The following is a 25,407-nucleotide window of genomic DNA, read 5'->3' on the forward strand; positions in this document are numbered from 1 at the left end:
CCCCGACCCTGTCGATCGGCCCCGCGCCCGAGGGTCTCCGCCGTCCCCGCGTGCTTGCCAGGTGGTCGCTCCCATGGACACCCCGATTCCCGTCGATCTGGGCCGGATTGCACAAGATCTGCAAATCCGACGACTTCAGGTCGAAAGTGTTGTTCAGTTGCTCGACGAGGGCAACACCGTCCCCTTCATCACCCGGTACCGCAAAGAAAAGACCGGGAACCTGGAGGAGACGGCGATTCGCGAGATCCAGCGGCGGGTCGCGCGACTCCGGGAACTGGCCGAACGCAAGCAGACCGTGCTGCGATCGATCGAGGCCCAGGGACGGCTGACTGAGGAACTTGCCGAGGCGATCAAGCGCGCCGACACCCCCCAACGCCTCGAAGACCTCTACCTGCCCTTCAAGCCGAAGAAGCGCACCAAGGCCGGCGACGCCCGTGAGAAGGGGCTCGAACCGCTCGCCCTGCGCATCTGGAACCGCGATGAAACCCTGACCGACCTCCGCGCCGCCGCCGAGGCCTTTGTTGATCCCTCCAAGGGGGTTGATTCGGTCGATCAGGTCATCGAAGGGGTCGGCCATATCCTCGCGGAGTCGATCAGCGAGCTGGCCAACGTGCGCGACGCCGTCCGCCGTGTCGTCTGGCGCCTCGGCCGGGTCGTCACCCGCAAGGCCGACAATCTGCCCGAGGGGCAGGGGACCAAGTACGCCGACTACTTCGAATACGCCGAACCGGTCGGCCAGGTTCCTCCTCACCGCGTCCTGGCCATCAATCGCGGTGACAAGGAAGGCCCCTTGAAGGTGAAGATCGAGGTCCCCCGCGAGGATCTGGAACGAACCATCCGCGCCCAGCTCCCGCTCGAAGATCACCCCCAGTCCGAGGCCTTCACCAACGCCGCGATTGACGCGCTCGATCGCCTGCTCATGCCAAGCCTCGAACGGGAAGTCCGCCGCGAACTGACCGAGCGGGCCGAGCAGCACGCCGTCGAGGTTTTTGCCCGCAACCTTCGCAGCCTCTTGCTCCAGCCGCCGATTCCCAAGCAGACGGTCCTGGCCCTCGACCCCGGTTTCCGGACCGGTTGCAAGGTCGTCGTGCTCGACCCGATGGGGACCGTCAAGGAGCACGGCGTCATCTTTCTCATGCCCGCGTACCGTCGGGCCGAAGGCAAGCGCTACCTGAAAGATCTCGTCGCCCGGCACGAGGTCGAGGTCATCGCCATCGGCAACGGCACCGCCAGCCGAGAGACCGAGGAACTGATCGTCGAGGTGCTCGAAGAAGGCACCCGCTTCCACGAAATGGCCCTTCGAGGCGAGGAATACATCCCCCCGCCGCCCGACGTCCAGGACCTTCCCCCGCTCCAGGCCCCCGAAACCTTCGGCTCCGGCCTCGTCGAGCAAGGTGCGGCTACTCCCTCCGACACTTCAGCGTCTCCGGAGGCCGAGGCCACTCCCTCTCCGGCCTCCGCCGCGGACATCCCGGCCGAGGAACGCCCCGCCACCCCAATCGCCGGCGAGGTTCCCGAGCGCCCCGAGCCCACGGCTCCCGGTCCCGCTCCCGAGCAGCCACACCCTTCGGCTGCGGAAGTGGCCTCGGCTCTGCCCGAAACTGCCTCCAATCCACCGGCTCAGCCCTCCGCCGACTCCTCCCCGGCCGATGGCTCGACCACCAACGGCAACTCCGACCCCCAGTCTGGTGATTCGACCGCAGAAGCCCTGCCTCCGATCCGTGGCGGTGCTCCGACCGACGGGGAACAACGGCCCGAACCCGACCCGCAGAACCCCCCTCCCACCGGTCCTCAGCCCGACCTTCCTGCCGAACCCGACCCCAGCGCCGTGCCCCCTGCTCAGTCCGAAGGCGAACCCCACAGCGTCGAGCATGAGACCGAGCAGGCCGATCAGGCCGCCAATGACCGAGTCCCTCCTCCCGAAGGGCCGGAAGCATCGCATTCGTTCTCAAGCTTTGCCGAAGCCCCAGCCGCAGGCCCTGGTGACTCCTCTCCCGCGGAACCCACCCCCGAACCTCAGGTCGCCTCAACCCCGGTTGCCGAAGCTCCGCCTACCGAACCCGCCCTCGATCACGCTCCCCAGCCCGAGGCCGAGGTGGCCCGCGCCGAACTCGGCGGGGGTGAGATCGAAGCCGCCCCGCTGCCTGCCGAGGCCCCTGATCCCTCTGCCTCTCCCTCCGCTGAAGCTGCCGAAGGCCAACCCGCCGAAGGGGCTGCCGGCTCGGCCGTGGTCGACCTGACCAAGCCCCCCGTTGGCATGACCGGCAAGCCCAAGGGGCAGCAGCCCTCCGGCAAAAAGCAACGCGACCGCGACCAGCGACCCAAGCCGAAAGGTCCTCCCCCTCCGCCAATGCCCCACCCGGCCGACCCGATTCTCTCCCGGCTCTCTTACGTAATCGTCAACGAGGCCGGCGCTAGTGTTTACTCGGCCAGTCCCGTCGGCAAGGAAGAGTTCCCGAACTACGACGCCACCACCCGAGGCACCGTCTCCATCGGTCGACGGCTCCAGGACCCCCTGGCCGAACTGGTCAAGATCGAGCCCCAGAACATCGGCGTCGGTCTTTACCAGCACGATGTCGGCACGAAGCAGCTCAAGGAATCGCTCGAATCGGTCATCGAGAGTTGCGTCAACTATGTCGGCGTCGACCTGAACTCGGCCAGCATCCCCTTGCTGCGGCACGTCTCGGGCCTGAATTCGTTGACCGCTCGCCGACTTGTCGAGTTCCGCAACCAGCATGGGCCATTCGCCCGACGCGACCAGATCCTCCAAGTCGAAGGCATCGGCGACGCCACGTTCACCCAGGCCGCCGGTTTCCTCAAGATCCTTGAAGGGGAAAACCCGCTCGACCGCACCTGGGTCCACCCCGAGAGCTACCCGGCTGCCGAGAAACTTCTGACCCGCCTCGGCTTCGAACTGCCCGCCTTGCTCGACAGAGAACGGCTTGCCGCCCTGCAGGCTCAGCTGCTCGAACTGAAGGACAAGCCCGAGGAACTCGCCGCCATCGCGCAGGAACTCGAACTCGGCGAGCCCACGCTCGTCGATATTCTCGAGGCCCTCGCCCGCCCCGGCCGCGACCCTCGAGAAGACCTGCCCAAGCCTGTCTTCAAGAAGGGCTTCCTGAAGCTTGAAGACCTTCAGCCCGGCATGGAGCTTCGTGGCACCGTCCTGAATGTCGTTGACTTTGGTGCCTTCGTCGACATCGGCCTCAAGGACTCCGGCCTCGTTCACATCAGCCAGCTCGCCAACCGCTACGTCAAGAGCCCGCACGACGTGGTCAGCGTGGGAGACGTGGTCACTGTCTGGGTCCTCAGCGTCGATCAGGACCGCAAGAAGGTCTCGCTCACCATGGTTCCTCCCGGCACCGAACGCCCGAAAGGGCGCGGCCACGGTGGCGAGGGTGAGGGCGAAGGCCGCCCCCCTCGCGGTCGCGGTCGCGGTCGCGGCCCTGGACGTGCCCAGGAAGGTCAGGGGCCGCCCCCCGAGGGTGCCGCTCCTCCCGCAGATTCCGGCGAACGCCGCCCGGGCTCCGGTCGGATCCCCGGCCCACCCATGCGGGCTCAGCAAGCTCAACGTGGTCGCGGTGGACCCGGTGGTCGAGGGGGGCCTGGCGGAGGTGCCTCCCGCTTCGGCCGTGGCGGACCTGGTGGCGGTCGCGGTGGACCCGGAGGCGGTCGACCCGATCAGGGCGGACCGCCCTCTCCTCGTCCGACCACCCCACGAAAACCCGCTCCTCCTCCTGAGCCGCTCTCCCAGGACGCCATCAAGGGCTCCGTCCCGCTCCGTTCCTTCGGTCAGCTCGCCCAGCTCTGGAAGGCCCGTGTCGACGATGAGCCTTCGGAGCAGGGGGGAGACGCACAGACCAATCCCCCAGGTCCTCAGGGAGAATCAGCCCCGCCAGCCGATCAGGGAACGCCATCCAACCCTCCTTCGGCCGCTCCTGAGGATCCCAAACCGGCTGAGTAAGCCATTCCCCTCCCTCATCGAGCCCGATCGATCGCCTCCCCCTCTCCTCGAAGGATTGAGACGATCTCTCGGGCCGACCCGAGAGACAACCCTTGGCCGACTTCGCCCCGCGCCTAGAATCTCTTATCATCATGGGCCGAATCGTCTGACGACCACCTTCATACGATCGGTCCCTACCCGTGTTTCGCACCCGGAGAGCGACCGGTCACCACCATGTGGCGATTCGCCTGGAAAAACCTGCTTACCCGCCCCCTGCGGACGATCCTTGCCCTCATCGGCCTCTCGATCCCGATCGTCGGCGTCCTGGGACTCTACAGCGTCTCCGGGGGCTTGAAAAACCTGGTAGACGATACGCTGAAGCAAATCCAGGGGGTGATCGTCCTTCGAGAAAACGCTCCCAGTCCGGTCTTCAGCAGCCTCGAAGCCGATTACGTCGAACGGATCGCGCAAATACCCCATGTCCGGAGCGTTGCACCCGAGGTCTGGGGTATCCCTCCCTCGATTGAAGGCTCAAGCCTGATCGCCAAGGCTGCCGCCAGTGAGTTGGTCGGTCGCATCCGCGGCCAGTCGCGCGAACAACGCATGCAAGGCATGTTCGACGCCATCGTCCTTTCCGGTCAGGACATTCCGAGTCACGAAGGACTCAATACCGCAGTCTTCGCCAATGCCATGCTCCCTCCCGAGGAAGGAGGCGGTCGCTTCCTTGAGCGTCGCGATATCAACGAAAACCGCGTCGTCATCAGTCGCAAGATTGCCAAGGACCTGGCCAATCCCGACGGTACTCCCAAACAGGTCGGCCAGACCCTCACCATCGGTTCCGGAGACGAGGCCGAAGCCTTCGAAATCATCGGCATTTACGACACCGGATCGATGTTCCTCGACGTGGTTATCATCACCGACATCAATGTCGCCCGTCGCATCCTCAAGGAACCCGAATCCAAGATTTCCTGCATCTATGTCGAGGCTGACGACCCCCGTCGCATGGAGGAAGTTTCCAACGCCATCGAGACCGAAATCCCCAATATCGACGCGCGCAATATGGATGAATTTTCTCAGAACTTCACCCGCTTACTTGGTGATCTCGATACCTTCTTGCTCATGATCGTGAGCCTGGCCTTGCTCGTCGGTGTGGTGGGCATCGTCAACACCATGCTCATGAGCACCACCGAACGCTTTGCCGAATTCGGCGTCCTCCGCACTAACGGCTGGTCCCGCGGCGACGTGCTGCTGCTTGTCACGGCCGAAAGCGCCTATCTCGGTCTCTGGGCCGGCCTCATTGGCTGCGGCCTGACGCTCGGGCTCGTCGCCATCGGCAACCAGTTCATCGGCGGTGGTCTCCAACTGGTCATCGGTCCTGGTCTGATCGCTTTCGGCCTCGCCCTGTCGGTGGTCATGGGAGTCCTTGGCGGCCTTTACCCCGCCTGGCGAGCGTCCCGGCTCGTCCCAATGGATGCCATCCGACTGGGTGGACATTGATCACTCGGCGTCTTGGCAATGCAACTGCGTTTCCACTCCGATTCGATTGACCCAATCCGTACTGAACTGTACGCATCCCCTTTACGCCTCCCGCTTCTCGCTCCGACCGAGGCCCTGCGATGATCGACGTGATTAACGTCACGAAAACGTACCGCCGTGGCGATCAGCGTGTAGACGCCCTCCGCGGCGTCACCTGCCACATCCCTCGCGGGTCGTGCGCCTTCATCGTCGGGCCTTCTGGATCGGGGAAAAGCACCTTGCTGTATCTGCTCGGTGCCCTGGATCGTCCCGGCAGTGGGGCGATTCAGATTGAAGGAGCCGACCTGACCGCGATGTCCGAACCCGAGCTGAATCTCTATCGTCGTGATCACATCGGCTTCATCTTCCAGTCCTTCAATCTGATCAATAATCTCACGGCCCTCGAAAACGTTTTGATTCCCTTCCTCCCCCGGGGTGTCACTCCCGAGCAGCGATCCCGAGCCGAATCGCTCCTCTCCGATGTCGGCCTTGGCGATCGGATGCACCATCGCCCTCGGCAACTCTCAGGGGGCGAGCAGCAGCGCGTGGCGATTGCCCGAGCACTCATCAAAAACCCCGTCCTCGTCCTCGCCGACGAGCCCACCGGCGAACTCGACTCCAAAACCGGAGACGAAATCTATCGCATCCTTCGTCGCCTCCAGTCCGAACAGGACACCACCCTCGTCGTCGTCACCCACGACCGCCGCTTCATCCGTACCGACGACATCGTGCTCGAAATTCAGGACGGATTGCTTCTTACAAACGACCAGCCGCAGCCCGACTCGCTCGCCCAGGCCCATTGACTCAGGCCCCGGGCTTTGAGTCGCCCCTCGCTGGTCCATCGCCACTGGGCAAGATCCGCTCAGCGCGTCAGTCGGCGGATCAATGCCTCGTGTTGCGGAAACTCCCGTATCAACACCTCCCGATCGGCCAGTTCGAAATCGGCGAAATCAAACCCCGGCGCCACGGTGCAACCCACCAGCGCAAACCCTCCCGGTTCATCCACCGAAGCCCCGAACCACGACCCCGCCGTCACCACGGCTTGCGGCTCCTGTCCGTTGTCCAGGTCCAGACCGACCCGATGCGACCGATAGGTCCCTCCGGGATCAATCACATGCACCGTCAAGGCTGACCCGGCATGGAAATTCCAGACTTCGTCCGACTTCATCCGATGCAGCGATGAGAACGATTCGTCTGTGAGCAAAAAGTAGATTGATGTTGATGTCGATCGGGGTCCGGCGAACCGCTCCCCAATCGCCTCGGCTGCAATCGTGTCCTTGGCCCGATAGGTTTCTCGAAAGTATCCCCCCTCGGGATGAGGCTGCAATCTCAGGCGGTCAATCCAGTACGCGGCATCGCTCATCAATCATCTCCGTGACAGAATGGGCCTCGATCATGCATTCGGAAGGACCTGTAATCATGTCGAGAGTCCAGCAAGCGGATCAGTTTTCAGGGCGTTGAGGTGTCGCTCCTCGATACGATTGGAATAAAGCCATTCCCCCTCTGTCACCTTCGAAAACTCAACCATCGATCGACAAAACGACCTTCCCGAACCCCTTGTTCGACTCCATGTGTTCGGCCGCCTTCCGAATCTGATCGATCGGGTAAACCGAGTCGACAATGGGCCGCACCAGTCCGCGATCGAGCCAGGGGACCACCCGATCGGCAAACCTCCGCGTGGCGGCAATCTTCTCCTCAATCGGCCGTGCCCGCAGGGTTGTCCCGACGATTCTGGCTCTCTTGTTCAGCAGCGCCAGCAGATCGACCTCTGCCTTCCTCCCCCCGAGCAGACCGACCACCACCAGTCGCCCTCGTCGGCCTAACGCATCAAGATTTTTCCCAAGATATGCGGCGCCGATATGATCGATGATCACGGGCACTCCGTCGCCTTTCGTCCGATCTCGGATCACCTCCACAAAATCCTCGCTCGATGTGTCGATACCCACATCAAGCCCATACCCCTTCGCTCGTTCCAGTTTGCTCGCCGTTCGGGCCGTGCCGAACGTGGGACAACCCATTGCATGTGCCAGTTGCACCGCGGCCGACCCGACGCCACCTCCCACGGCATGAATCAGGACCGCTTCGCCCGAACATAATTCCGCCTGCTGATCGAGCGCGTCGAAGGCTGTCAGGAAGACCTCCGGTACGGCTGCGGCGCTGGGCCAATCCAATCCGGCCGGCACCGGAACCGCCATCCGTTCCGGAACGCAGACGTACTCCGCAAGCCCTCCTCCGCCGACGATCCCGAAGACTCGGTCCCCCGGTTTTAGAGGACCAATGGCATCCGGACCTTTCGCCTCGACCTCCCCTGCAAACTCCAATCCCGGAATCTCCGTCGGTTCACCCGGGGGAGGGGGGTAGAGTCCTCGGCTTTGCATCGTGTCGGCACGGTTTAGTCCTGCGGCACGGACCCGGACCAAAATCCGATCTCCCCGGACCTCGGGTTGGGGAACCTCTCGAATCTCCAGCACTTCGGGGCCCCCGGTCCGGGCGATGACGACGGCTCGCATGGATGTCCTCAAAGCTTCAAGTAGATCTCGTTCTTTTCCAGGTGACGAACCAGTAAATTCGTGATTGCAAACGCGAGACCGAATCCCGCCGCCATGTACCACCCCGGCACGTCTCGGGGAACATACGGCTTGACTGCCGCGAAGACGATCCCATGCAGAATGTAAACCGCCAGTGCATTCCTTCCGAACGTTCGGAACAAGGGCACGTTCATCGTCCCCAGGTCGCACAGCACCACAAAGAGTGCGAACACCGCCATTGAGAACCCGGCCGAGAAGACCAGATAGGAAACGCTCCCGCTCCGCTGGCTCATCGTCCAGAGGTTCGTCTCGATCTCCGGTGGAAAGAACGGAGCCGCTGCCCATCCGATCGCCGGCTCGCCGTCGGTTCCCTCGACCCCTCCCACACACGACATCCCGTAGCCGATCGCCATCAACAGAACCGCCCATCCGAGCATCGGCCCCAACGCCCTTCGAGGCCCCCGAGCGGCCATCAGATCATACGCAATCGACCCCATGATCATCGGCGCCGTCCAGCTCAAGAACCCGAGCTGACCGCCGTCGATCACCGGCCGCTTCATCGCCCACTCGAAGAAGAACAGGTGAGACAGCCAGAGGTGTAAGGCCGCCGACCCTACGGTATACGCCAGCCGCACACCCGTGCCCGCGGCAATGACAGGCATGATCCAGATCGAGGTGAGCGCAATGTGCGTCAACGTCTGGAACCAACTCCGTTGAAAGGCCGTGGCGAAGAACCCGGAGACCCCCAGTTTCTTGAGTTCCTCCCATGAGTTCACACTGCCGTCAAGGGAATAGATCAGGAAGCCGATCAGCATCAATCCCAGGCATCTCGCAAACACGTGGCCATAAGCCGCCTGTTTTCCTTCCCGTTGCAATCGCTTCAACAAAGTCAGCCGATAGGCGTACCCGACGGCGAAGAAGAACTGCGGCATGATCGTGTCGGCGTAGCTGCAATACGTGTTGTGATGTTTCAACACGGGCAGGTACTCGGCGATCCAGGCATAGCCGCCGAGAAAGTTGACCACGAGCATCCCGGCCACGGTATATCCACGGAACTGATCGAGCGAAGCAATTCGCTTTGCGGGGGGGGACGTGCCGACCTGAACCTTCGCCGTCGCCATCAATGAATTCTCCCGCCCGGCGGTACGTCATCATCGACGCCGAGCAACACCGTCTTTCCCTCAGCGTCCGCGACGCCGAGCACCAGCACTTCGGACCGAAACCCTGCGACCCGCTTCGAGCCGAGATTCACCGCCGCAACCACGAGGCGGCCGATGAGCGCTTCCGGTCGGTATCGGTCCGTCAGCTGGGCGCTTGTCGCCTTTTCGCCGAGCGGCCCAAAGTCAATCCAGAGGCAAATGGCCGGCGTCCGGGCCTTCGCGTTTGGCTCAGCCCGGACGACCCGGCCGACCCGCAGGTCGAGCGCCCCGAAGGCTTCGATCGGGTCGATCATCTCAGCGATCGTCTCCCGAGGCTTCCGCCGGGTGGTTCCAGTAGATGCGGACGTTGTGGGTGGCCCGGCCCCCCGCGATGATCTCGGGCCGGCCGTCGCCGTCGAGGTCAGCGGCGATTGCGTCTTCCACCGCTACGCCTCCCACGTCGATCGTGTGCCGATCAAACTGAATCGGTTCCGACCCCGGTACCGGGTCATACACATAGAGCCCGGGGGACGGTGGGTTCGCCGCCCCTTCCGGGTTCGGGTCGCGGTGGCCGATGATCAATTCCTGATCGCCGTCGCCGTCCAGGTCGATCGTCCAGACCGCGTGTCCCCAGGCCAGCGGTTCGTCAATCACGATCCGGTGCCAGAATTCGCCGTCACACTCGGGTTTGGTGTAGACGGCCGCCTGAAATCCGTGCCACGGCTCGACCGTCGCGATGTAGTCTCGACCATCGGCCAGCGTGCCGACCTTCACCTCGCTGGCTCCCTTATGGGGTGTCGAATCCTGGTTGCCGGTTCCGAGCTTCTTCCTGCTCCATTCCTCGCCTTCGCGGTCGAGCCGAAAGACCCCTTCCCAGGCCGCAACCACGAGTTCGTCCCGGCCATCATCGTCCCAGTCGAGCCCGACAAATCCATGCGTCGTGTGCAAAGAGTCGTCGGCGACCTCGACCGGCCAGGGGTCAGTCTCTGGGTTTTCAGGAATCGAGTACACGAGAATGCGAACGCCGTTGCCTTCACCCCAGTTGGGGCCGGAGGTCCCTCGCCCCTGGAGCGGTAAGACGATCAGTTCGGGCTTCCCCTCGCCGTCCACATTGGCCCATCGCATGCGGTGGACGGTGGGTTCCTGACCGATCGAGATCAAGGTCCAGTCCTCCAGCGAATCCTGACGCGCCCAGTACAGCGTGCCTCCCTCCTTGGTGTCGGTCGGCCGCCAGTCGGCCCCGAGGGCGAAGTCGAGGTCGCCGTCGCCGTCGATGTCGAGCGCGGCAAAGCAGACGTTGTCCCGCGTCGTCCCGGCCGCGGCCTGGGAGGCCCCTTTCAAGATGTCGTGCCGCTCCCAGGTCGGGTTCTCGTACCAGACGATGGCATCTTCGGTCAGCGCACAGATGTCGCCCGTCCCGTCACCGTTCACATCGGCCACGGTCAGGGAGTAGACCACGTTGCCGGCGTGCGGATCAATCTCCTGCATGTCGAACCGGGGAAACGGCTCATCGGCCGAACCCGTCGTGGAGATCGTCAGCAGGAAGACCAGGGCAGAGCAGGGGAGAATTCGTCGCATGAGAAAATCTCGATCAATCGCGGGTCGTCCAATCCGGAGAGGCGGTCCGCTCGTCCGTCACCGACTCCGGACCTTTGCCACGGCCTTGCGCACTCCGTCAATCAGGCGCTGTTCGACATCCTCGGCAAAGGGGGTCGGGAACGTCGAATAGTAGAACGCATCCCCTCCCTCGTAGCCACCCTCTCGCAGCACTCTCAGGGAAGGAACATAGCCGAAGACATCGTCGGCATAGCCAACGACCCAGAGCGGCCGGTCTTCATTCTCCAGTTCGGCCTGGAGGCGAATCGCATAATCGACCACCACCTCGCCGCCGAGTGTCACCATGGTCAGGTCGCCCAGTGCGAAGGCATGGATCGGGTACGGATGCTCGGAGACGATCAGCTTGCCGGCGTCCAGGTCCTCGATCATCCGCTTCGCGTGGGCCGCGCGGGGACCGCCGTCGTCAAGGCGAGCTTCGTACGAGGCTCGATCCGTCGGCCCCGCAAACTGGAGTTTCGGCTCAACCAGCGCCGCCCCGATCGAACCGGAGAGGGGCCTCAGCTTGGATTCCAGAACCCTTCCAACCGCATCGGCCAGGCTCTTGCCGTGCTGGCGGGCCAGTTCAACGGTTCCTCGAGGGGCTGGATTCGCGTCGGCCCCGCAGCCTGTCAGGAACAGAGCGACCGCGCCCGGCCGATCGGTCTCGATCCCTTCCTGGGCGAAGCCGGCATAATCGCCACAAACCTGGAGCATGTCACCACCAAGAGTCGTGCAGTGGCACGCATAGCCAAAGACGACCGCTATCGGCTCGCCGTCTTCTCCATTCACGTCGAGCACTGGCACCGAATGATCAACCGGCCCATCCGGGTTGGAACCGATCTTGAATCCCGTCTCGGTCGGCTCGCGACGGTTCATGGCAAACTCACATGATCCCACGCCGAAGCTCGCCGAGGCCGGCCGCAACGATTCCAGGGCCTTGCCGACGATTGCCACAATCGTCGCCTCCAGCCGCGTCGTCCATTCACGGTTCGGCTCCATCGCCTCGTCATCGATCCCATAGGCACGGGCTCGGCCATCCGTATCGCTCGGCAACGGGGCGCAGTGGGTGTGCGACGAAACGAGAGTCAGCGCTTCCTGCGGCAGGCCGTACGCCTCGGAAACCAGGCTTGCCACGCGATGGGTTAAGGGACGCTTCACCCCCACGAGGTCGAGCGAAACGATCACCACCGTTTCCCCCTCTGCGTCTCTCAAGGCCAGTGCCTTGGCGAAGATCGGTGCGAGCACGCCGTTCGACGGCTCCTTCCTCGCCGCGTAGCCGGCCAACCAGACCGGGCCTTCAGGCGTGATCTCGGACGTTGCTACCCCGGCCGACCAGCCGGAACGGCCGGCCGCCGCCCCGGCCTCTGAGGCCGTGAGCATCAACCCGATCAGAGCCAGAAACCCCATCACCGTTGCTGACCGAATCTGCGTGCGCATCGTGCCTGATTCCTCCGATCATCCTCGCTGCGGTCGTTCACCCCGTGGTTGCTCAGCATGATCGATCCGAAGTCCTCTCGCCACGAAAAAAATCGGCCGGCGATTGCCCCCGATCAGGACAACCACCGGCCGATTCCATCGTGGCAAGGCGATGTGTCAGAAGCGGGATCATCCGTGCTGATGTCCCTCGCGGGCCAACGTCCGGCAGTGCTCGGCGCACTTACGGCACGCCTCGGCGCAGTCCTTCATGATCTGGGCGTCCGATTCCTCGCAGACCTCGGCACACGCATCGCAGGCCTTGGCATTCGCCTCATGCGCGATCGTCGACAGGTCGCTATGCCGGACCATCAACGCTGTCGACAGCGTGCAAAACTCCTGGCAGGCGGTCGTCACATCAACCGCCGTGGCGTGATAGTCGGCCTTTTCGGCCCCTTGACGAAGCCGATCCAGGCAATGCCGGGCAGCGTCGTTGCAGGACCGAGCACAGGCTTCCATGATGGCCGTCTCATCGCCGTGGTGCTGGCGATCGTGGTGCTCATCGGCCCGAATTGATCGGGGGCTCATCGCCAACGTCGCTGCGGCACCGAGTCCAACTGTGCTCAGCAAATCTCGTCGTTGCATCATCGTGCTCCTGGCAATTGAGGAAGAGAGAGAACCGGGCCGGGGTGTTCCAGCCTTGCGGTCCCGATCAAGACGGTCTCCCAACGGATCCGCCTTCATGCTGATCGGGAACAATCGCCACCCTCTCCCGAGTGCTCTGGGCCTGGTGAGAGAGGGACTGCGATCGGTTCTCTTTCTTGTGGCAAGCCGCGCGCCGAATTCCTTCACGATCCTCGAATTGGACCGACCAGGAGCAAATCCCTTCCTTGTCGTGGCTTACCCTCGGCCCAGCAATTGGGCCCAGTGGACCACGCCGAAATCCGATTTCAACTCGGAGATCGAAGCGGTTCTCCCGAGGTCCGAGCGATACCATGCGGCCACCTTTGTCAGGGCCGCTTCCTCAATCGATTGCACCGACTGCACAAAAGTCCGTACGTCCCAGAATCCGGACTGCATCTCCATTGCGGCTTCCTTGCGTGTTGCCGTGTTGGGATCGCGGCCGAGCAACGCCCGATAGACCGCCGTGATCACGGCTTCGGGTGATCCCCCGTAGCGATTCACGAATTCCGGAGCACTCAAGATGGTTGCCCGGACCACGTCGGGACGTGTCCCCCCGCTCAACATCTTCGCCCAGCTCACCACGCCGGGGTCGGACATCAACGCGTTGATCGACGTCTTTCGTCCCAGATCCGATCGATACCAGCCAGCAACCAGGCGGAGATTGGCCTCGTAGGAGGAGGTGATTCCCAGAGCCACATCAATGCGAGACACCCCCGATCGAAGCCGAGTGGCCCAGTGCTCCAGGCCGCTCGACTCCGGCTGCCGACCGAGCACGAGCTGATAAAGCCTCGTAAGGTACGATTCCGGCGTCGCTCCGGCATTGAGGTAAAACTCTTCCGACGAAATCAAGGTCGCTCGCAACAACGCATCACTCGCCGGCCCAGCGACCGGAACCGGATACAGTGGTAACGGATCAATCAGGTTTGATTCAGGAGGGGTGGGCGTCGGCGTCGGAGTTGGCGTGGGTGTCGGGGTAGGGTTAGGCGTCGGCGTCGGCACCTGCGTGGCAGGTGGCGGAGTGGGCGTCGGTACCGGAGGCCGCGAAGTTACGGCGGCATACGCGTCAACCAGACCTCCTGACACGACCTTGCCCGCCAGGCTCGGCAAGGGACGTGCCGAGGCGATCACATGCTGCGCAAGCTGGCCAGCTGTCAGATGAGGGAAGGCCGAGGCCGCCAGCGCCACCGTCCCGCTGACGTGCGGTGTTGCCATCGAGGTCCCTGAATACAACGCATATCCGCCAGGCACCGTGCTATAAATCCGATCGCCGGGGGCCGCCACGTCGACCGTCCGGCTCCCGTAATTCGAATACGATGCCAGTTGCCCCGACTGCTCGATCGCCGCCACGGTGATCGTGTGCTCCGCACGATTGTTCGCCGGATAGCTCGGCCGAACGTCGTTGTTGACACTCTCATTCCCCGCCGCCGAGACAAAAACCGTCCCGAGCCGTCCCGTTGCCGGATCAGGCTGGCCGACGCTCCGGATTGCATCGTTCAAGGCCTGGGAATAGCTGGGGCCTCCCCAGCTGGCATTGATCACCCGAGCCCCGTTGGCCGCGGCGTAGTAAATCGCCGACACCGCCTCCGACGTCCGACCGCTGCCATTGGCATCAAGAACCTTCAACGGCATGATCTTCGTGTCCCAGGCCACCCCGGTTACGCCGATCCCGTTGTTAAAGGTCGCCGCAATGGTTCCAGCAACATGCGTCCCGTGGCCGTTGTCATCCACCACGTTCGCCGTCTTGCTCACAAAGTTCCAGCCGTGAACATCGTCGACAAGCCCGTTGCCGTCGTTGTCGATTCCGTCTGCTCGCTCCCCCGGGTTGACCCACAACCGCCCCGCCAGGTCCGGATGGCTCAGGTCAATGCCCGTATCCAGGACCGCCACCACCACCGAACTCCCCCCACCAACCACCGCCCAGGCCTCCGGCGCATTGATCCCCGTCCCCGCACTGTTCTCAAGCCCCCAGAGCCTCCCGAACGACGGGTCGTTGGGGATCACCTTCACTGCGCTTGGTCGCTCGAACACCTCGTCCGGCTCGGCATAGACGACCCACGGACGGCCATTCAGACGGCCTATCGCGGCATCCCGTGCCACCTCGGTCGGTAACTTCACGAGCGACGGACCATTCGGGAACGTGGTGACCACCTCGGCTCCCAGCGATCGGTACACCCGCTGCACCGCCGCAGGATTCACCCCGTCGACGACCCGGACCAGCATGGACCGAGAGACATCGACTGCCGAGACCCCCACCGGGGAATTCTCCGGCGAGGTGGACCAGTTCATGGTGCTGAGGAGCGCTCGGACTTCCAGCGCCTCAACCCTCGGCGCGCATCGTGATCGAGAAGCCGTTCGTGGCATGACTGTTCAATCCCAGGTGTGCAATCAATGGTGCGGTCGCGTTGGAATCGCGGCGTCCTTGACGCGTCCCAGGACACGGGTTCCGGGAGGGTGGATCGTGAGGAAACGCCTCCAGCCATCCCAGCTCGATTCACGAACTCCTGATGCAGAAGACCTGATTTCTGTCAGTGACTTCGACCCGGGCGATCCCAAACTCCCCACGGTCGTTCACTGGTCCATCCAACAATAGGTCCCTCTTTCGACCGATGCAATCGAAGCATTCACGAGTTTCCCGATTTCCCGCTCCGCGAATCGGATTTCAAGAATCACCGGCTTTGGGAAGAATACTTAATATCCTCAAAATGGGAAGAATAGCAACCCTATACGGAAAGAAAATCGCCCAAAACACCCAATTTGCCAATCCGCCCCGTGTGGTCCAGAACACCGGGACTCGTCCCTCGCCAGTGCTCATCCTGCGCAGAAATCGCCAACAAGAAAAACGGAGAACGGGCTCCAAGTCCTCAGGGAGCCCGTTCTCCGATTGCGGGAACCAGTACGATCAGGGCACGAGGAGCGTCCCTGCGGTCAATCGCGGCCTCAGTCGCTGACCGCTTCCCAACGTCCTGCCTTGGCACTTCGGGCGATGGCCTCGCAGAGCTGGACTTCATAATGGCCGTCGGCGAAGGTCGGGAACGGGGCCGGCCCGGTCGAGCCGCCCGCGATCCAGCCGTAGAACGACAGCGCAAGCTGCTTGAAGGCGTCCGGGAAGCCTTCCGCGTGACCGCCGGGATAGTGCGAGATTGCCTCGGCCGACGGGTCCATGATCGACGGATCACGCTCGAACAGTTCGCTCGATCGGCCTCGACGCCCAATCCACATGCAGTTCGGCGACTCGCTGTCCCAGACGATCGACCCTTCGGTCCCCGAGATCTCCAGCGACAGCCGGTTCTTCCGACCCGCCTGGCACTGCGTCACGTGATAGACCCCTCGGACACCCCCGGTCCAGTGCATCACGACCGCGCCGTAGTCCTCAGTCACAATCTTGACCGGTTCAGTGGCTCGTTCGGCCGCGGCCGATCCGGTGAACGTCTCCGATCCCCCGACCGGCTTGCGGCGCTCGGGGTGGAAGATCGCCAGGTCAGCCATCACCTGCTCGATCTTCAGACCGCTGACGAACTGAGCCAGGTCCATCCAGTGCGTGCCGATGTCTGACACCGCCCGAAGGTTGGTCGCGCCGTCCGGCTCAACCCGCCAGTTGTAGTCGGTCGGCTGCAAGAGCCAATCCTGCGTGTACGACCCGGTGATCGAAAGAATCTGCCCCAGATCTCCCCGGGCGATTCGGGCCTTCATCTCATGGCAGAGCGGGTAAAACCGTACGTTGTAGTTCACCCCGGCGGCCTGCTTCGGACGCTCGGCGGCGGCCTTGGCCAGCTCCCCCGTCTCGGCCGAGGTCAACGCCAGCGGCTTTTCGCAGAGCACGTGCTTCCCCGCCCGGAGCGCCGCCATCGCCTGCTCGTAATGCACAAAGTTCGGCGAGGCAATATGCACCGAGCCGATCTCCGGATCGGCCATCAGCTCATCCAGATCGGTGAACACTTTCGGAATGCCTAGCCGATCCGCTGTTCGCTTCCCAAGTTCGGGATTGATCTCCAGCACCCCAGCGACCGGAACGCCAATCCGACGGAGCGTCTCGCAGTGAACTGGTCCGATGAACCCACCGCCGATCAAGGCGACTTTTGGCGCATCTTTCAAATAAATCGGGGCACCCATGATGACTGGCTCCAGAAACGTTCGGACCCCGGACGCGGCTCGCTGGCCCCCGGCCCGATTCGATCAACACGTCTGCCCACGGCTCGCACGGGGCCTTCGGCCGCCGCCGCGGGAGTGCTTGGTACGGCATCGCGCCGCCGTTCCCATCCTCGACACCTTATCCGACCGCTCGTCCCCCGCCTAGGCCCCGCCTCGCTCCTCTCGCTCGATTGAATGGATGTTTCACAACCACGCAACATCGCACCGAGAATCGGCTTCTCTGCTCCCCGATTGCATCTCGGTTCGAGCGTATCAGAGACAGCCGGCCTTTACTCCTCCGGCCGACACGGCCTTCTCTCAATGGCCATGCTCATGCTCATGCCCATGCTCCGGGTCCACAATCGCCGAGGCCGGTGCCAGCACCAGGCGGCCCGTTTCGACCCCCTTGGTGCCGATGAGCGCGTCGGCCATCTCGCGGACCAGGCGAACGCTTCCGCGGAGCAGAATCACTTCCAGGCATCGGTGATGGTCGAGGTGAACGTGTGTCGTTGTCACGACATGATCAAAATGCTGATGTTGAAGATCGTTCAGTCGATCGGCAATCCCGCTCTTGTGGTGGTCGTACACGAGGGTCAAGACCCCCATCGTCTCGGCGTCGTCCTGCGCCACCACATCCTGAATCAAGGCCGCGCGCATCAGGCCGCGCACCGCTTCCGATCGGTTCGGATAGCGGTGCTCTTCTCGGTAACGATCAAATTTCTCCAGGAGATCGCCACCAATGGCGACACTGAAACGCACGAGCGGATCTTTCATCCGATCACCTTTGCATACGTCGAACGAACGTGCTCGGGGGTTATTCCACCGGCTCGACGTCGACCCACGCCCCATCCTGCTGACCGCTCTTGACGGCCGCCTCGATGAACGCCATGCCTGCGACGCCATCGGCAATGCCCGGCAGATGCATGTGCGCCGGCGCATCTTCTCCCAACTTCGCCCGGATCTGCCATTCCAGGCAGCGGTGAAGGTTCGCCATCGCCTCGTGGAACCCTTCAGGATGACCTTCGGGAACCCGGATGAACGGCGTGATCGTCGAGGGGAAATACGTGTACATGCCCCCCAGTCGATAGACCTGCACCGGCTCGCCGCCTCGGAAATACTTCAGGTTATTGTGGTCGGTGATCGACCATTCCAGCGTTCCTTCGGTGCCGACGATCCGGAAGCCGTTGTCATTCTGGGCGCCGATCGTCACCTGGCTGGCGGTAATGGTGGCGATCCCTCCGTTGTTCAGCTCGGCCAGCACGGTGAAGTCGTCGTCGAGCGCCCGGCCAGGCACGAACGTCTTGAGCCGTGCTTGCACCTTCGTGGCGGTCAGCCCAGCCACATAGCGGACAAACTCATACGCATGCGTCCCGATGTCGCCGCCGCAGCCCGAGGCGCCTGACTTCGCCGGGTCCACCCGCCAGGCCGCCTGCTTCTGCCCGGCGGCGTCGGCCGTCGCTTCCCGATTCCCCGCCAGCCACCCTTGCGGATACCAGGCTTCGACCTTCCGCACCTCGCCCACCTTGCCGTCGGCGACCATCGCCTTGGCCATCATCACCATCGGGAACGCCGTGTAGGTGTAGGCCACGACGAAGGGCACGCCGCTCGCCTTGACCGCCTGATGCAATCGCCTCGCCTCGTCGAGGTTCATCACCAGCGGCTTCTCACACAGCACCCCCATGCCCGCCTTCGCTGCGGCCTCGGCCGGGCCGAAGTGCGCATCGTTCGGGGTGACGATCGTCACGTAGTCGATGCCGTCGTCCCGCTTCGATTCCTCGGCGATCATCGTCTGCCAGTCGCCGTAGCCTCGGGTGAAGTGCAGCTCCTTGGCTGATGCAATCGCCTCCTCCGGGTTCGACCGCAGGGCGCCGGCCGTCAGCTCGGCCGAGTTGTCGATCAGGATCCCCCGGCGGTGCGGTCCCCCGAAAAAGTTCGCCGGGCCACCGCCCCCCACCATCCCCACGCGCAGCTTGCGACCCATGTTCGGCACCCTTTCGTCGGTCGGTCGTCAGTTCGAATTGGTTCGGAGCAACGGAGCGTTTCGAGGGAGGCCGCTCAAGGACCTGACGAGGCCCGATTCTCGCCTGGGGTTCGTTCTCCCTGCGATGAACATCCAGACCGTTCAGGTCGGAACCGTCCCGGCGGGAGGCCGTCTCCGGCTGCGTCGCCCCGAGCATCAGAAAGGGGATGTCCGGGCCGACTGGGCTCAGGACCGGAATCCTGGATTCGTCCAGGATCACCACACCTCCGGAGCGCTCAGGTCGTCGAGTTCGAAGTTCCCCAGACGAAGACCTGGCGATCGGCCTCCGCGAACAGGCCAATCTAGGGCCGCTTCGAGCCAATCGCAAGGCCCCGCCGCGCCGGCGGACACTGGCGTTGGTCAAATCCATCGGTAAGATCGAACAGCAGTTCTCCGCGGCCGGGGCGAAGGGGTTCCTGGCCACAGCTGAGTGGGTCTGGTGAGGAGTTTGAGCATGTCTGGGGCATCGAGCGATGATCGGCCGCAACTCTCGGGCATGAAGTACCTGGTCGAGTCAATCGTCAGCACCGACGATACCGGTACGATCATGCTGATCGCCGACCAGGGCAAGCTCGGTCGACGCTATGCCCTGAAGGTCATCAAGCGCGAGGATGAAGCGTCCGACGTCTACCTTGCCCTCGCCAAGGCCTCCTGCGAGGCCTCTGCAAAGCTCGGCCACCCCGTCCCGATGAAGTACCACGACTTCCAGACAAAGAAAAAGTGGTTCCGCGTCGATCGCGGCGAACTGCTCATGGAGTACATTGCCGGTAAGTCGCTCGATCAGCTCGAAGACCTCTCACTCGATCAACTGGTCCTCATCTTCCAGAAAGTTGCCTCGGGCCTGGCCCACATGCACCGCCGAGGGGTTCGCCACGGCGATCTCTCACCAAAGCACGTCATGCTCACCAAGGGCGGTGAGGTCAAGCTCCTCGGCTACGGCCTGACGCTCGTTCCCGGCCCGCTCCGAGAGCAATACAAAGGGACCCGGCTCTATCTGGCCCCTGAGCAGATTCGTGGCAAGATCCTCGGCGATCGCTCCGACATCTACGCCCTTGGCGCCCTGATGTACCACCTCATGACCGGCCAACCCGCCAACGTAGGCGCTCGAGCCAAGGGAGACATGGAGAAAATCTCCCTCCCCGCACGTCTCAACCCCGCCATCACCGCCTCGCTCAACAGCCTGCTCGTCCATTGCCTCCAGAGCGACCCTCCCAAGCGTCCCGAAACCATGTACGAGGTCAGCCAGCGCCTCGATGCCATCACCCAGGAAATGAAGCTCGACGACGCCATCCTCAAGGGAGTTGTCCGCATCTCCTCCACTTGATCCGCGTTCCCGTGCCCAACAACTCCCGTCGGTTCCCTTCGCTGGTTCGCTGGGCCGAGCCCCGATGCCTGCGGGGCTCATCCGGGCTTGGCTCTTTCCCGTGAGACGATTCCGTTTGTCCCCATTTCGAGTGACTGACGCTCCCGGAATTTCTGATGATATTGTCGAGCCTTTCCGCTCCCCGGACAGCTCTTTGACAACCTGACAACGTGCCCCTTCCGCCGACCTCGTCTTCGCTCCCGCGTGACGCTGATACGATTCGATCTCGTCATCCGGTACGAAGCCAATTCGAACACGCTTGATCACCGAAACGAACGAGCGTTTTCGTCTCAACTTGTTTCCAGAAAACCAGATTCGTCAATCGCTCTCGGCGCACCTGCCGCGCACCGGCCCTTCGCTCACCACGACTGAGAGGGTTCCCAAAGGACGGTCTCTCCGATTCCCGAAACGAATTGGATCAATCCTCGCAAGTCCCTTCCCAAAATCGACTTTCGGACGTCCCTCCTGGCGCACCAGCCCCTCTCCACCGAGCGCACCGGGCCTGCCTCTCCGAGGCGCACCCGATCCTTGCGAACCCGGACGCGTCATCGGATTCCCTCCGCTCCCGGTTTCCCGAAACAAACCGGTGCCGATCGACGCAAGTGCCTGCTCATGTTCAGAAATCGGACGCTGACGCCAGGCGCACCGAGGCGCACCGAGCCGTCTTTCGACGGCGCACCGGCCGTCCTCGGATCGTCCCCCGTGACCCGCTCGATCCGATCGGATAAGGTGGCTTCCGATCTGGTCCCCCGATCGAGGAGCCTCGCCCCATGATCTCGTCCCTGATGCTGGCCGCCCTGTCCCTGATGGTGAGCCCTCCCGCAGCCCCTGCCGTCGCCGATCCCGAGGCCCCCCGGCCGAACCTCGTGGTGATCTTCACCGACGACCTCGGCTATGGCGACCTTTCCTGCTACGGTCACCCGACGATCGCTACCCCCCACCTCGACCGGATGGCCGCCGAAGGCCAGCGCTGGACCCAGTTTTACGTCGGGGCGAGCGTCTGCACCCCCAGCCGAACCGCCCTGATGACCGGCCGCTTGCCGATCCGATCCGGCATGTGTAGCAGTCAGCGTCGTGTCCTCTTCCCCGACTCCGCCGGCGGCCTGCCCGCGAGCGAGATCACCCTGGCCGAGGCGCTCAAGGACCTCGGCTACGCCACCGGAATGGTCGGCAAATGGCACCTCGGGCACCTCCCCGAGTATCTCCCTACGAATCACGGCTTCGACTCCTACTTCGGTATCCCCTACAGCAACGACATGGACCGCCTGGCGTCGTCTCCCGAGGGCCGCGTCGCGATCACCGAGCCGGAGATTGAGTACTTCAACGTCCCCCTGTTGCAAGACACCGAGATCCTCGAACGCCCCGCCGACCAGCGAACCCTCACCCGACGTTACACTGAGCAGTCCGTTCGCTTCATTCGAGCTCAGGCCGAGGGAAATCAGCCCTTCTTTCTCTATCTTGCTCACACCATGCCACACGTGCCGCTCTTTCGATCCGAGGAGTTCGTGGATGTGAGTCGCCGGGGCCTTTACGGCGACGTGGTCGAGGAGATCGACTGGTCCGTCGGCCAGATCCTCGACACGATCCGAGTGTTGGGCATTGCCGAGGAAACCCTCGTCGTCTTCACCAGCGATAACGGTCCCTGGCTCACCTACGACCAGCAAGGCGGCTCGGCCGGTCTGCTCCGCAACGGCAAAGGAAGCACCTGGGAAGGGGGGATGCGCGAGCCGTTCCTCGCCTGGTGGCCTGGCACGGTCCCCGCCGGTCAGGTCGTCCCCGATCTGGGAGCAACCATGGACCTCCTCCCCACCGCCGTCCTGCTGGCCGGAGGCGAGCCGCCGAGCGACCGGGTCCTCGATGGTGTCGACCTCCGCCCGGCCCTCCTCGGCACCGGTCCCAGCCCACGCGACTCCATGTTCTACTACCGGGGGACCGAGCTGTACGCCGTCCGCCTCGGCCCGTTCAAGGCTCACTTCATCACCCAGGAACCCTACGGCCGGGACACCAACCGCATCGAGCACGATCCTCCCTTGCTCTTCCACCTGGAGCACGATCCCTCCGAGCGGTTCGACATCTCCGCCGACCACCCCGAGGTCCTTGCCGCCATCCAGTCGTTAGCCGACGAGCACCGGGGCTCTGTCGAGCCAGTGCCGAATCAGCTCGAACCTCGGATCGCCGCCGACTGATCCGGGACTGGGCGAAACCGGACCGACCCGACCGGGGTAGCCCGATCGACCGGGGCACCCACCCGCCCGTTTGGTCTTTCCCCCGCCTCCGGCCGTGCCGTTGCCTACACTGAGGACCCCCGATGCAATCCGCTTCCTGCCTGCTGATGACCGCTTCGCTCGTTCTTCTCGGTCCCGCCCCCCTCCCGGCTGACGACCTGGCTTCCCTTCAAGGAACCTGGCGAGCCGAGGCCGGGCCGACCGGCGAGGTGATCATCACCCTCACCATCGAGGGTGACCGCTTCGTGCGGGTTGTCGAGACCAGCCCCCGCACCTCGTTCACCTTCCGGGGCCGACTCCGATTGGACGAGTCAGCCAAGCCGGGAACCCTCGATTGGGTCGAGATTGTCGGCCCCGGCGACGAGCCCCGGGCAGACATGCTGGGCCTCTACCAGCTCGACGGCGACGCGTTCATCATCTGCTCGGCTGCCCCCGGAGCCGCCCGCCCCGACGCCCTCGCCGCTGGCCGGGGCCTCTACCCGAGCCTCCAAACGTACTCCCGTGTCGTCGTCTCCGCCGACGAAGAACCCCTGACCGGCGACCTGATCGCCCTGCAAGGGAACTGGTCCGGCAACCTCGGCCCCAACGGTGCGCTCCAGGCCTCGCTGTCGATCGAAGGCCGTGTGACCAAGTTCGTCATCGTCGGTCCTGACGGCCAGGAGGTTCTTGCCTCCACCGGCCGCGTCCAGCTCGACGAGTCCGCCAAGCCAAAGGCGATGGACTGGATCCCCGAAGGCGACGGCTCACAGACCTTGAAGTCCATTTACGAGCTCAACGGCTCGTCCCTTCGCGTCAGCCTCGGCCTTGGCCGTGGCACGTCCACTCGGCCCGAAGCCTTCTCGGACGACTTCCGGACCTTCACCCTGACGAAGGTCATCGAGGACGACCAACCCGACGAAATCCCCGACTGATCCAAAACAATGCGAGAGGAGGGAGTCGAACCCTCACGCCTTTCGGCACAGGAACCTAAATCCTGCGTGTCTGCCAGTTCCACCACTCTCGCAAAGAGTTACGTCCTTCTCGGTTGTGAGCCATCATGGCTGATCTGAACACTGAGTATACCCACCCCACCCCGATCGGTCCATCGCTGATGAATCAGAGTTATTCGCGTCCCAACCGTCGCCGCTTCCTGATGGGCAGTTCCGCCGGCCTCGCCGCCTTGATGGCGGTGAGGCAGGGGCGTTGCCTCGCATCGGTCCCCATGATCGAGGAACGCGAGATCGAGGCCGACCTCGTCATTATCGGTGGCGGGCTCGGCGGCTGTGCGGCGGCACTGGCGGCCCTGCGGGCGGGGAAGTCCGTCGTGATGACCGAGGAAACCGACTGGATCGGCGGGCAGCTCACCAGCCAGGCCGTTCCGCCGGATGAACATCCGTGGATTGAACAATTCGGTCGGAATGCGTCGTATGCCGACCTCCGCAAACGGACCCGGACGTATTATCAACGCAACTACCCGCTAACCGCCGAGGCCCGAGACGCTCGGTATCTCAACCCCGGCAATGGCCGCGTTTCTGCCCTTTGCGCGGAGCCCCGAGCATATCTGTCGGCCTTGACGGACGTGCTCGCTCCGTTTGCCTCCGCAGGTCGGCTGACGGTCCTGCTCGATCATGTGCCGATCGCCGCGGAGACCGAGGGGGACAGGGTCCGATCCGTCACCGTCCGCGATGCAAAGTCCGGAGACGACCGTACCCTGATCGCCCCGTACATTCTTGATGCGACCGAACTGGGAGACCTGCTCGAACTGGCTCGAGTCGAGCACGTCGTCGGATTCGAGGCCGCCTCGCAGACTGGCGACCGCTCCTCCCCCGAGCAAGCGGAGCCCATGAATCAGCAAGCGTTAACCGTTTGCTTCCTCATGGAGTATCGCCCCGAGGAAGACCACACGATCGACGAGCCGGCCGATTACGCCTTCTGGCGCGACTTCGTGCCCGACCTCACCCCTCCCTGGTCCGGCCCCTTGCTGAGCCTCTCGTACAGTAATCCTCAAACGCTTGAACCTCGATCCGTTCCGTTCGACCCCACCAGCAACGCCTTCGGCTGGTGGACCTACCGTCGCGTGATCGACCCGGGCAACTTCCGTCCCGGTCCGTTCGACGGCTCGACCGGCGTGACCTGCGTCAACTGGCCGCAAAACGACTACCTGCTCGGCCCGCTCGTCGGCGTCTCGACCGACGAGGCCAGGCAGCACATCGAGCGTGCCAAGGACCTGAACCGCTCCTTGCTCTACTGGCTGCAGACCGAATGCCCCCGCCCCGACGGCGGCACCGGCTGGCCTGGGCTGCGGCTTCGGCCTGATCTGATGGGCACGGAAGACGGCATGGCCAAGGCTCCCTATATCCGCGAATCGCGACGCATCGCCGCTGAGTTCACCATCCTCGAACGTCACGTCGGAACCGAGGCCCGCCGCGCTGCTGAAGGAAACGAAGTGGCCGAGGCCACCTTCCCCGACAGTGTCGGCGTCGGCAGCTATCGGATCGACCTTCATCCGAGTACCGGGGGCGATAACTATATTGATGTCAGTTCGCTCCCCTTTGAAATTCCACTCGGCGCCTTGATCCCCATCCGGGTCGAGAACTTGCTTCCCGCCTGCAAAAACCTGGGAACGACCCACGTGACCAACGGTTGCTATCGTCTGCATCCGGTCGAGTGGGCGATCGGCGAGGCGGCTGGAGCACTCGCTGCCTTCTGCCTTGATCGGGCTCTCTCCCCCCGTACCGTGCGCAATACCCCAGCGCGACTGCGGGAATTCCAGTCGTACCTGACCGCGCAGGGCGTGGACATCCACTGGCCCAGGGCTCGGCCTCGCTAAGGATCGAATCTCTAAACGCTTCACCCTGACTCATGATGATAACA

18 protein-coding genes and 1 tRNA gene are annotated in these 25,407 nt (G+C 63.6%); 7 read left to right on the forward strand and 12 right to left on the reverse strand.

Features of this window, described 5'->3' with window-relative positions:
* The first annotated feature begins 73 nt into the window (after nt 1–73).
* The 3 genes from HG800_RS05630 (at nt 74) to HG800_RS05640 (ending at nt 6,261) form a co-directional block, all read left to right on the forward strand.
* Entirely contained in the window at nt 74–3,964 is a 3,891-nt protein-coding gene (locus HG800_RS05630; RefSeq protein ID WP_169974676.1) for a Tex-like N-terminal domain-containing protein, read from the forward strand.
* A gap of 213 nt (nt 3,965–4,177) precedes the next feature.
* A complete protein-coding gene (locus HG800_RS05635; protein ID WP_169974678.1) occupies nt 4,178–5,440 on the forward strand; it encodes an ABC transporter permease in 1,263 nt (420 codons plus the stop codon).
* A gap of 119 nt (nt 5,441–5,559) precedes the next feature.
* A complete protein-coding gene (locus HG800_RS05640; RefSeq protein ID WP_169974680.1) occupies nt 5,560–6,261 on the forward strand; it encodes an ABC transporter ATP-binding protein in 702 nt (233 codons plus the stop codon).
* Nucleotides 6,262–6,320: 59 nt separating this feature from the next.
* Here HG800_RS05640 and HG800_RS05645 read toward each other — a convergent pair whose 3' ends face one another.
* The 11 genes from HG800_RS05645 to HG800_RS05695 all read right to left on the reverse strand — a co-directional run bounded on the left by HG800_RS05645 (nt 6,321) and on the right by HG800_RS05695 (nt 18,927).
* Nucleotides 6,321–6,821 (reverse strand): cupin domain-containing protein, encoded by a 501-nt coding sequence (locus tag HG800_RS05645; protein ID WP_169974682.1) that lies wholly within the window; start codon nt 6,819–6,821, stop codon nt 6,321–6,323.
* 157 nt (nt 6,822–6,978) lie between these two features.
* On the reverse strand, nt 6,979–7,968 hold the full coding sequence (locus HG800_RS05650) for an NAD(P)H-quinone oxidoreductase (RefSeq protein ID WP_169974684.1): 990 nt from the start codon (nt 7,966–7,968) through the stop codon (nt 6,979–6,981).
* An 8-nt stretch (nt 7,969–7,976) separates the two neighbouring features.
* Nucleotides 7,977–9,107, reverse strand: a complete 1,131-nt coding sequence (locus HG800_RS05655; RefSeq protein WP_169974685.1) for a hypothetical protein — start codon at nt 9,105–9,107, stop codon at nt 7,977–7,979.
* Nucleotides 9,107–9,436, reverse strand: coding sequence for a tRNA-binding protein (locus tag HG800_RS05660; RefSeq protein WP_169975441.1), 330 nt, complete (start codon nt 9,434–9,436; stop codon nt 9,107–9,109). The genes HG800_RS05655 and HG800_RS05660 overlap by 1 nt, the downstream gene beginning before the upstream one ends.
* Nucleotides 9,437–9,440: 4 nt before the next feature.
* Nucleotides 9,441–10,703: an FG-GAP repeat domain-containing protein gene (locus tag HG800_RS05665; RefSeq protein ID WP_169974687.1), complete on the reverse strand. Its 1,263-nt coding sequence runs from the start codon at nt 10,701–10,703 to the stop codon at nt 9,441–9,443.
* Nucleotides 10,704–10,760: 57 nt separating this feature from the next.
* Nucleotides 10,761–12,158 (reverse strand): neutral/alkaline non-lysosomal ceramidase N-terminal domain-containing protein, encoded by a 1,398-nt coding sequence (locus HG800_RS05670; RefSeq protein ID WP_169974690.1) that lies wholly within the window; start codon nt 12,156–12,158, stop codon nt 10,761–10,763.
* A 168-nt stretch (nt 12,159–12,326) separates the two neighbouring features.
* Nucleotides 12,327–12,722 (reverse strand): four-helix bundle copper-binding protein, encoded by a 396-nt coding sequence (locus HG800_RS05675; RefSeq protein ID WP_169974692.1) that lies wholly within the window; start codon nt 12,720–12,722, stop codon nt 12,327–12,329.
* Between the two features lie 312 nt (nt 12,723–13,034).
* Nucleotides 13,035–15,179 (reverse strand): S8 family serine peptidase, encoded by a 2,145-nt coding sequence (locus tag HG800_RS05680; protein ID WP_169974694.1) that lies wholly within the window; start codon nt 15,177–15,179, stop codon nt 13,035–13,037.
* A gap of 576 nt (nt 15,180–15,755) precedes the next feature.
* Nucleotides 15,756–16,928, reverse strand: a complete 1,173-nt coding sequence (locus HG800_RS05685) for a Gfo/Idh/MocA family protein (protein ID WP_169974696.1) — start codon at nt 16,926–16,928, stop codon at nt 15,756–15,758.
* A 336-nt stretch (nt 16,929–17,264) separates the two neighbouring features.
* Nucleotides 17,265–17,720: a nickel-responsive transcriptional regulator NikR gene (gene nikR / locus HG800_RS05690; RefSeq protein ID WP_169974698.1), complete on the reverse strand. Its 456-nt coding sequence runs from the start codon at nt 17,718–17,720 to the stop codon at nt 17,265–17,267.
* A gap of 40 nt (nt 17,721–17,760) precedes the next feature.
* Complete coding sequence (locus HG800_RS05695; protein WP_169974700.1) at nt 17,761–18,927, reverse strand: Gfo/Idh/MocA family protein; 1,167 nt, start codon at nt 18,925–18,927, stop codon at nt 17,761–17,763.
* A gap of 493 nt (nt 18,928–19,420) precedes the next feature.
* On the opposite strand from HG800_RS05695, the gene HG800_RS05700 reads away from it, so the two are divergent.
* The 3 genes from HG800_RS05700 (at nt 19,421) to HG800_RS05710 (ending at nt 23,465) form a co-directional block, all read left to right on the forward strand.
* Nucleotides 19,421–20,290 (forward strand): serine/threonine-protein kinase, encoded by an 870-nt coding sequence (locus tag HG800_RS05700; protein ID WP_169974702.1) that lies wholly within the window; start codon nt 19,421–19,423, stop codon nt 20,288–20,290.
* Nucleotides 20,291–21,099: 809 nt separating this feature from the next.
* Nucleotides 21,100–22,515 carry a sulfatase family protein gene (locus tag HG800_RS05705; RefSeq protein WP_169974704.1) on the forward strand — a complete coding sequence of 472 codons (1,416 nt, stop codon included), beginning with the start codon at nt 21,100–21,102 and terminating at the stop codon, nt 22,513–22,515.
* A 122-nt stretch (nt 22,516–22,637) separates the two neighbouring features.
* Complete coding sequence (locus HG800_RS05710) at nt 22,638–23,465, forward strand: TIGR03067 domain-containing protein (protein ID WP_169974707.1); 828 nt, start codon at nt 22,638–22,640, stop codon at nt 23,463–23,465.
* A gap of 10 nt (nt 23,466–23,475) precedes the next feature.
* Here HG800_RS05710 and HG800_RS05715 read toward each other — a convergent pair.
* Nucleotides 23,476–23,557, reverse strand: a tRNA-Leu gene (locus HG800_RS05715).
* Nucleotides 23,558–23,644: 87 nt separating this feature from the next.
* Here HG800_RS05715 and HG800_RS05720 point away from each other — a divergent pair.
* Nucleotides 23,645–25,363 (forward strand): FAD-dependent oxidoreductase, encoded by a 1,719-nt coding sequence (locus HG800_RS05720; protein WP_206352161.1) that lies wholly within the window; start codon nt 23,645–23,647, stop codon nt 25,361–25,363.
* Nucleotides 25,364–25,407 lie beyond the last annotated feature (44 nt).

The sequence above is a fragment of the Tautonia rosea genome (assembly GCF_012958305.1).
GTDB lineage: Bacteria > Planctomycetota > Planctomycetia > Isosphaerales > Isosphaeraceae > Tautonia > Tautonia rosea.

Bases quoted from the DNA above. Each gene is read 5' to 3' on its own strand.
- HG800_RS05675 (WP_169974692.1), bottom strand. From the start codon at position 12,722: ATGAGCCCCCGATCAATTCGGGCCGATGAGCACCACGATCGCCAGCAC.
- HG800_RS05645 (WP_169974682.1), bottom strand. From the start codon at position 6,821: ATGAGCGATGCCGCGTACTGGATTGACCGCCTGAGATTGCAGCCTCAT.
- HG800_RS05720 (WP_206352161.1), top strand. From the start codon at position 23,645: ATGAATCAGAGTTATTCGCGTCCCAACCGTCGCCGCTTCCTGATGGGC.
- HG800_RS05665 (WP_169974687.1), bottom strand. From the start codon at position 10,703: ATGCGACGAATTCTCCCCTGCTCTGCCCTGGTCTTCCTGCTGACGATC.
- HG800_RS05705 (WP_169974704.1), top strand. From the start codon at position 21,100: ATGATCTCGTCCCTGATGCTGGCCGCCCTGTCCCTGATGGTGAGCCCT.
- HG800_RS05650 (WP_169974684.1), bottom strand. From the start codon at position 7,968: ATGCGAGCCGTCGTCATCGCCCGGACCGGGGGCCCCGAAGTGCTGGAG.
- HG800_RS05695 (WP_169974700.1), bottom strand. From the start codon at position 18,927: ATGGGTCGCAAGCTGCGCGTGGGGATGGTGGGGGGCGGTGGCCCGGCG.
- HG800_RS05670 (WP_169974690.1), bottom strand. From the start codon at position 12,158: ATGCGCACGCAGATTCGGTCAGCAACGGTGATGGGGTTTCTGGCTCTG.
- HG800_RS05710 (WP_169974707.1), top strand. From the start codon at position 22,638: ATGCAATCCGCTTCCTGCCTGCTGATGACCGCTTCGCTCGTTCTTCTC.
- HG800_RS05640 (WP_169974680.1), top strand. From the start codon at position 5,560: ATGATCGACGTGATTAACGTCACGAAAACGTACCGCCGTGGCGATCAG.
- nikR (WP_169974698.1), bottom strand. From the start codon at position 17,720: ATGAAAGATCCGCTCGTGCGTTTCAGTGTCGCCATTGGTGGCGATCTC.
- HG800_RS05680 (WP_169974694.1), bottom strand. From the start codon at position 15,179: ATGCCACGAACGGCTTCTCGATCACGATGCGCGCCGAGGGTTGAGGCG.
- HG800_RS05630 (WP_169974676.1), top strand. From the start codon at position 74: ATGGACACCCCGATTCCCGTCGATCTGGGCCGGATTGCACAAGATCTG.
- HG800_RS05685 (WP_169974696.1), bottom strand. From the start codon at position 16,928: ATGGGTGCCCCGATTTATTTGAAAGATGCGCCAAAAGTCGCCTTGATC.
- HG800_RS05700 (WP_169974702.1), top strand. From the start codon at position 19,421: ATGTCTGGGGCATCGAGCGATGATCGGCCGCAACTCTCGGGCATGAAG.
- HG800_RS05655 (WP_169974685.1), bottom strand. From the start codon at position 9,107: ATGGCGACGGCGAAGGTTCAGGTCGGCACGTCCCCCCCCGCAAAGCGA.
- HG800_RS05635 (WP_169974678.1), top strand. From the start codon at position 4,178: ATGTGGCGATTCGCCTGGAAAAACCTGCTTACCCGCCCCCTGCGGACG.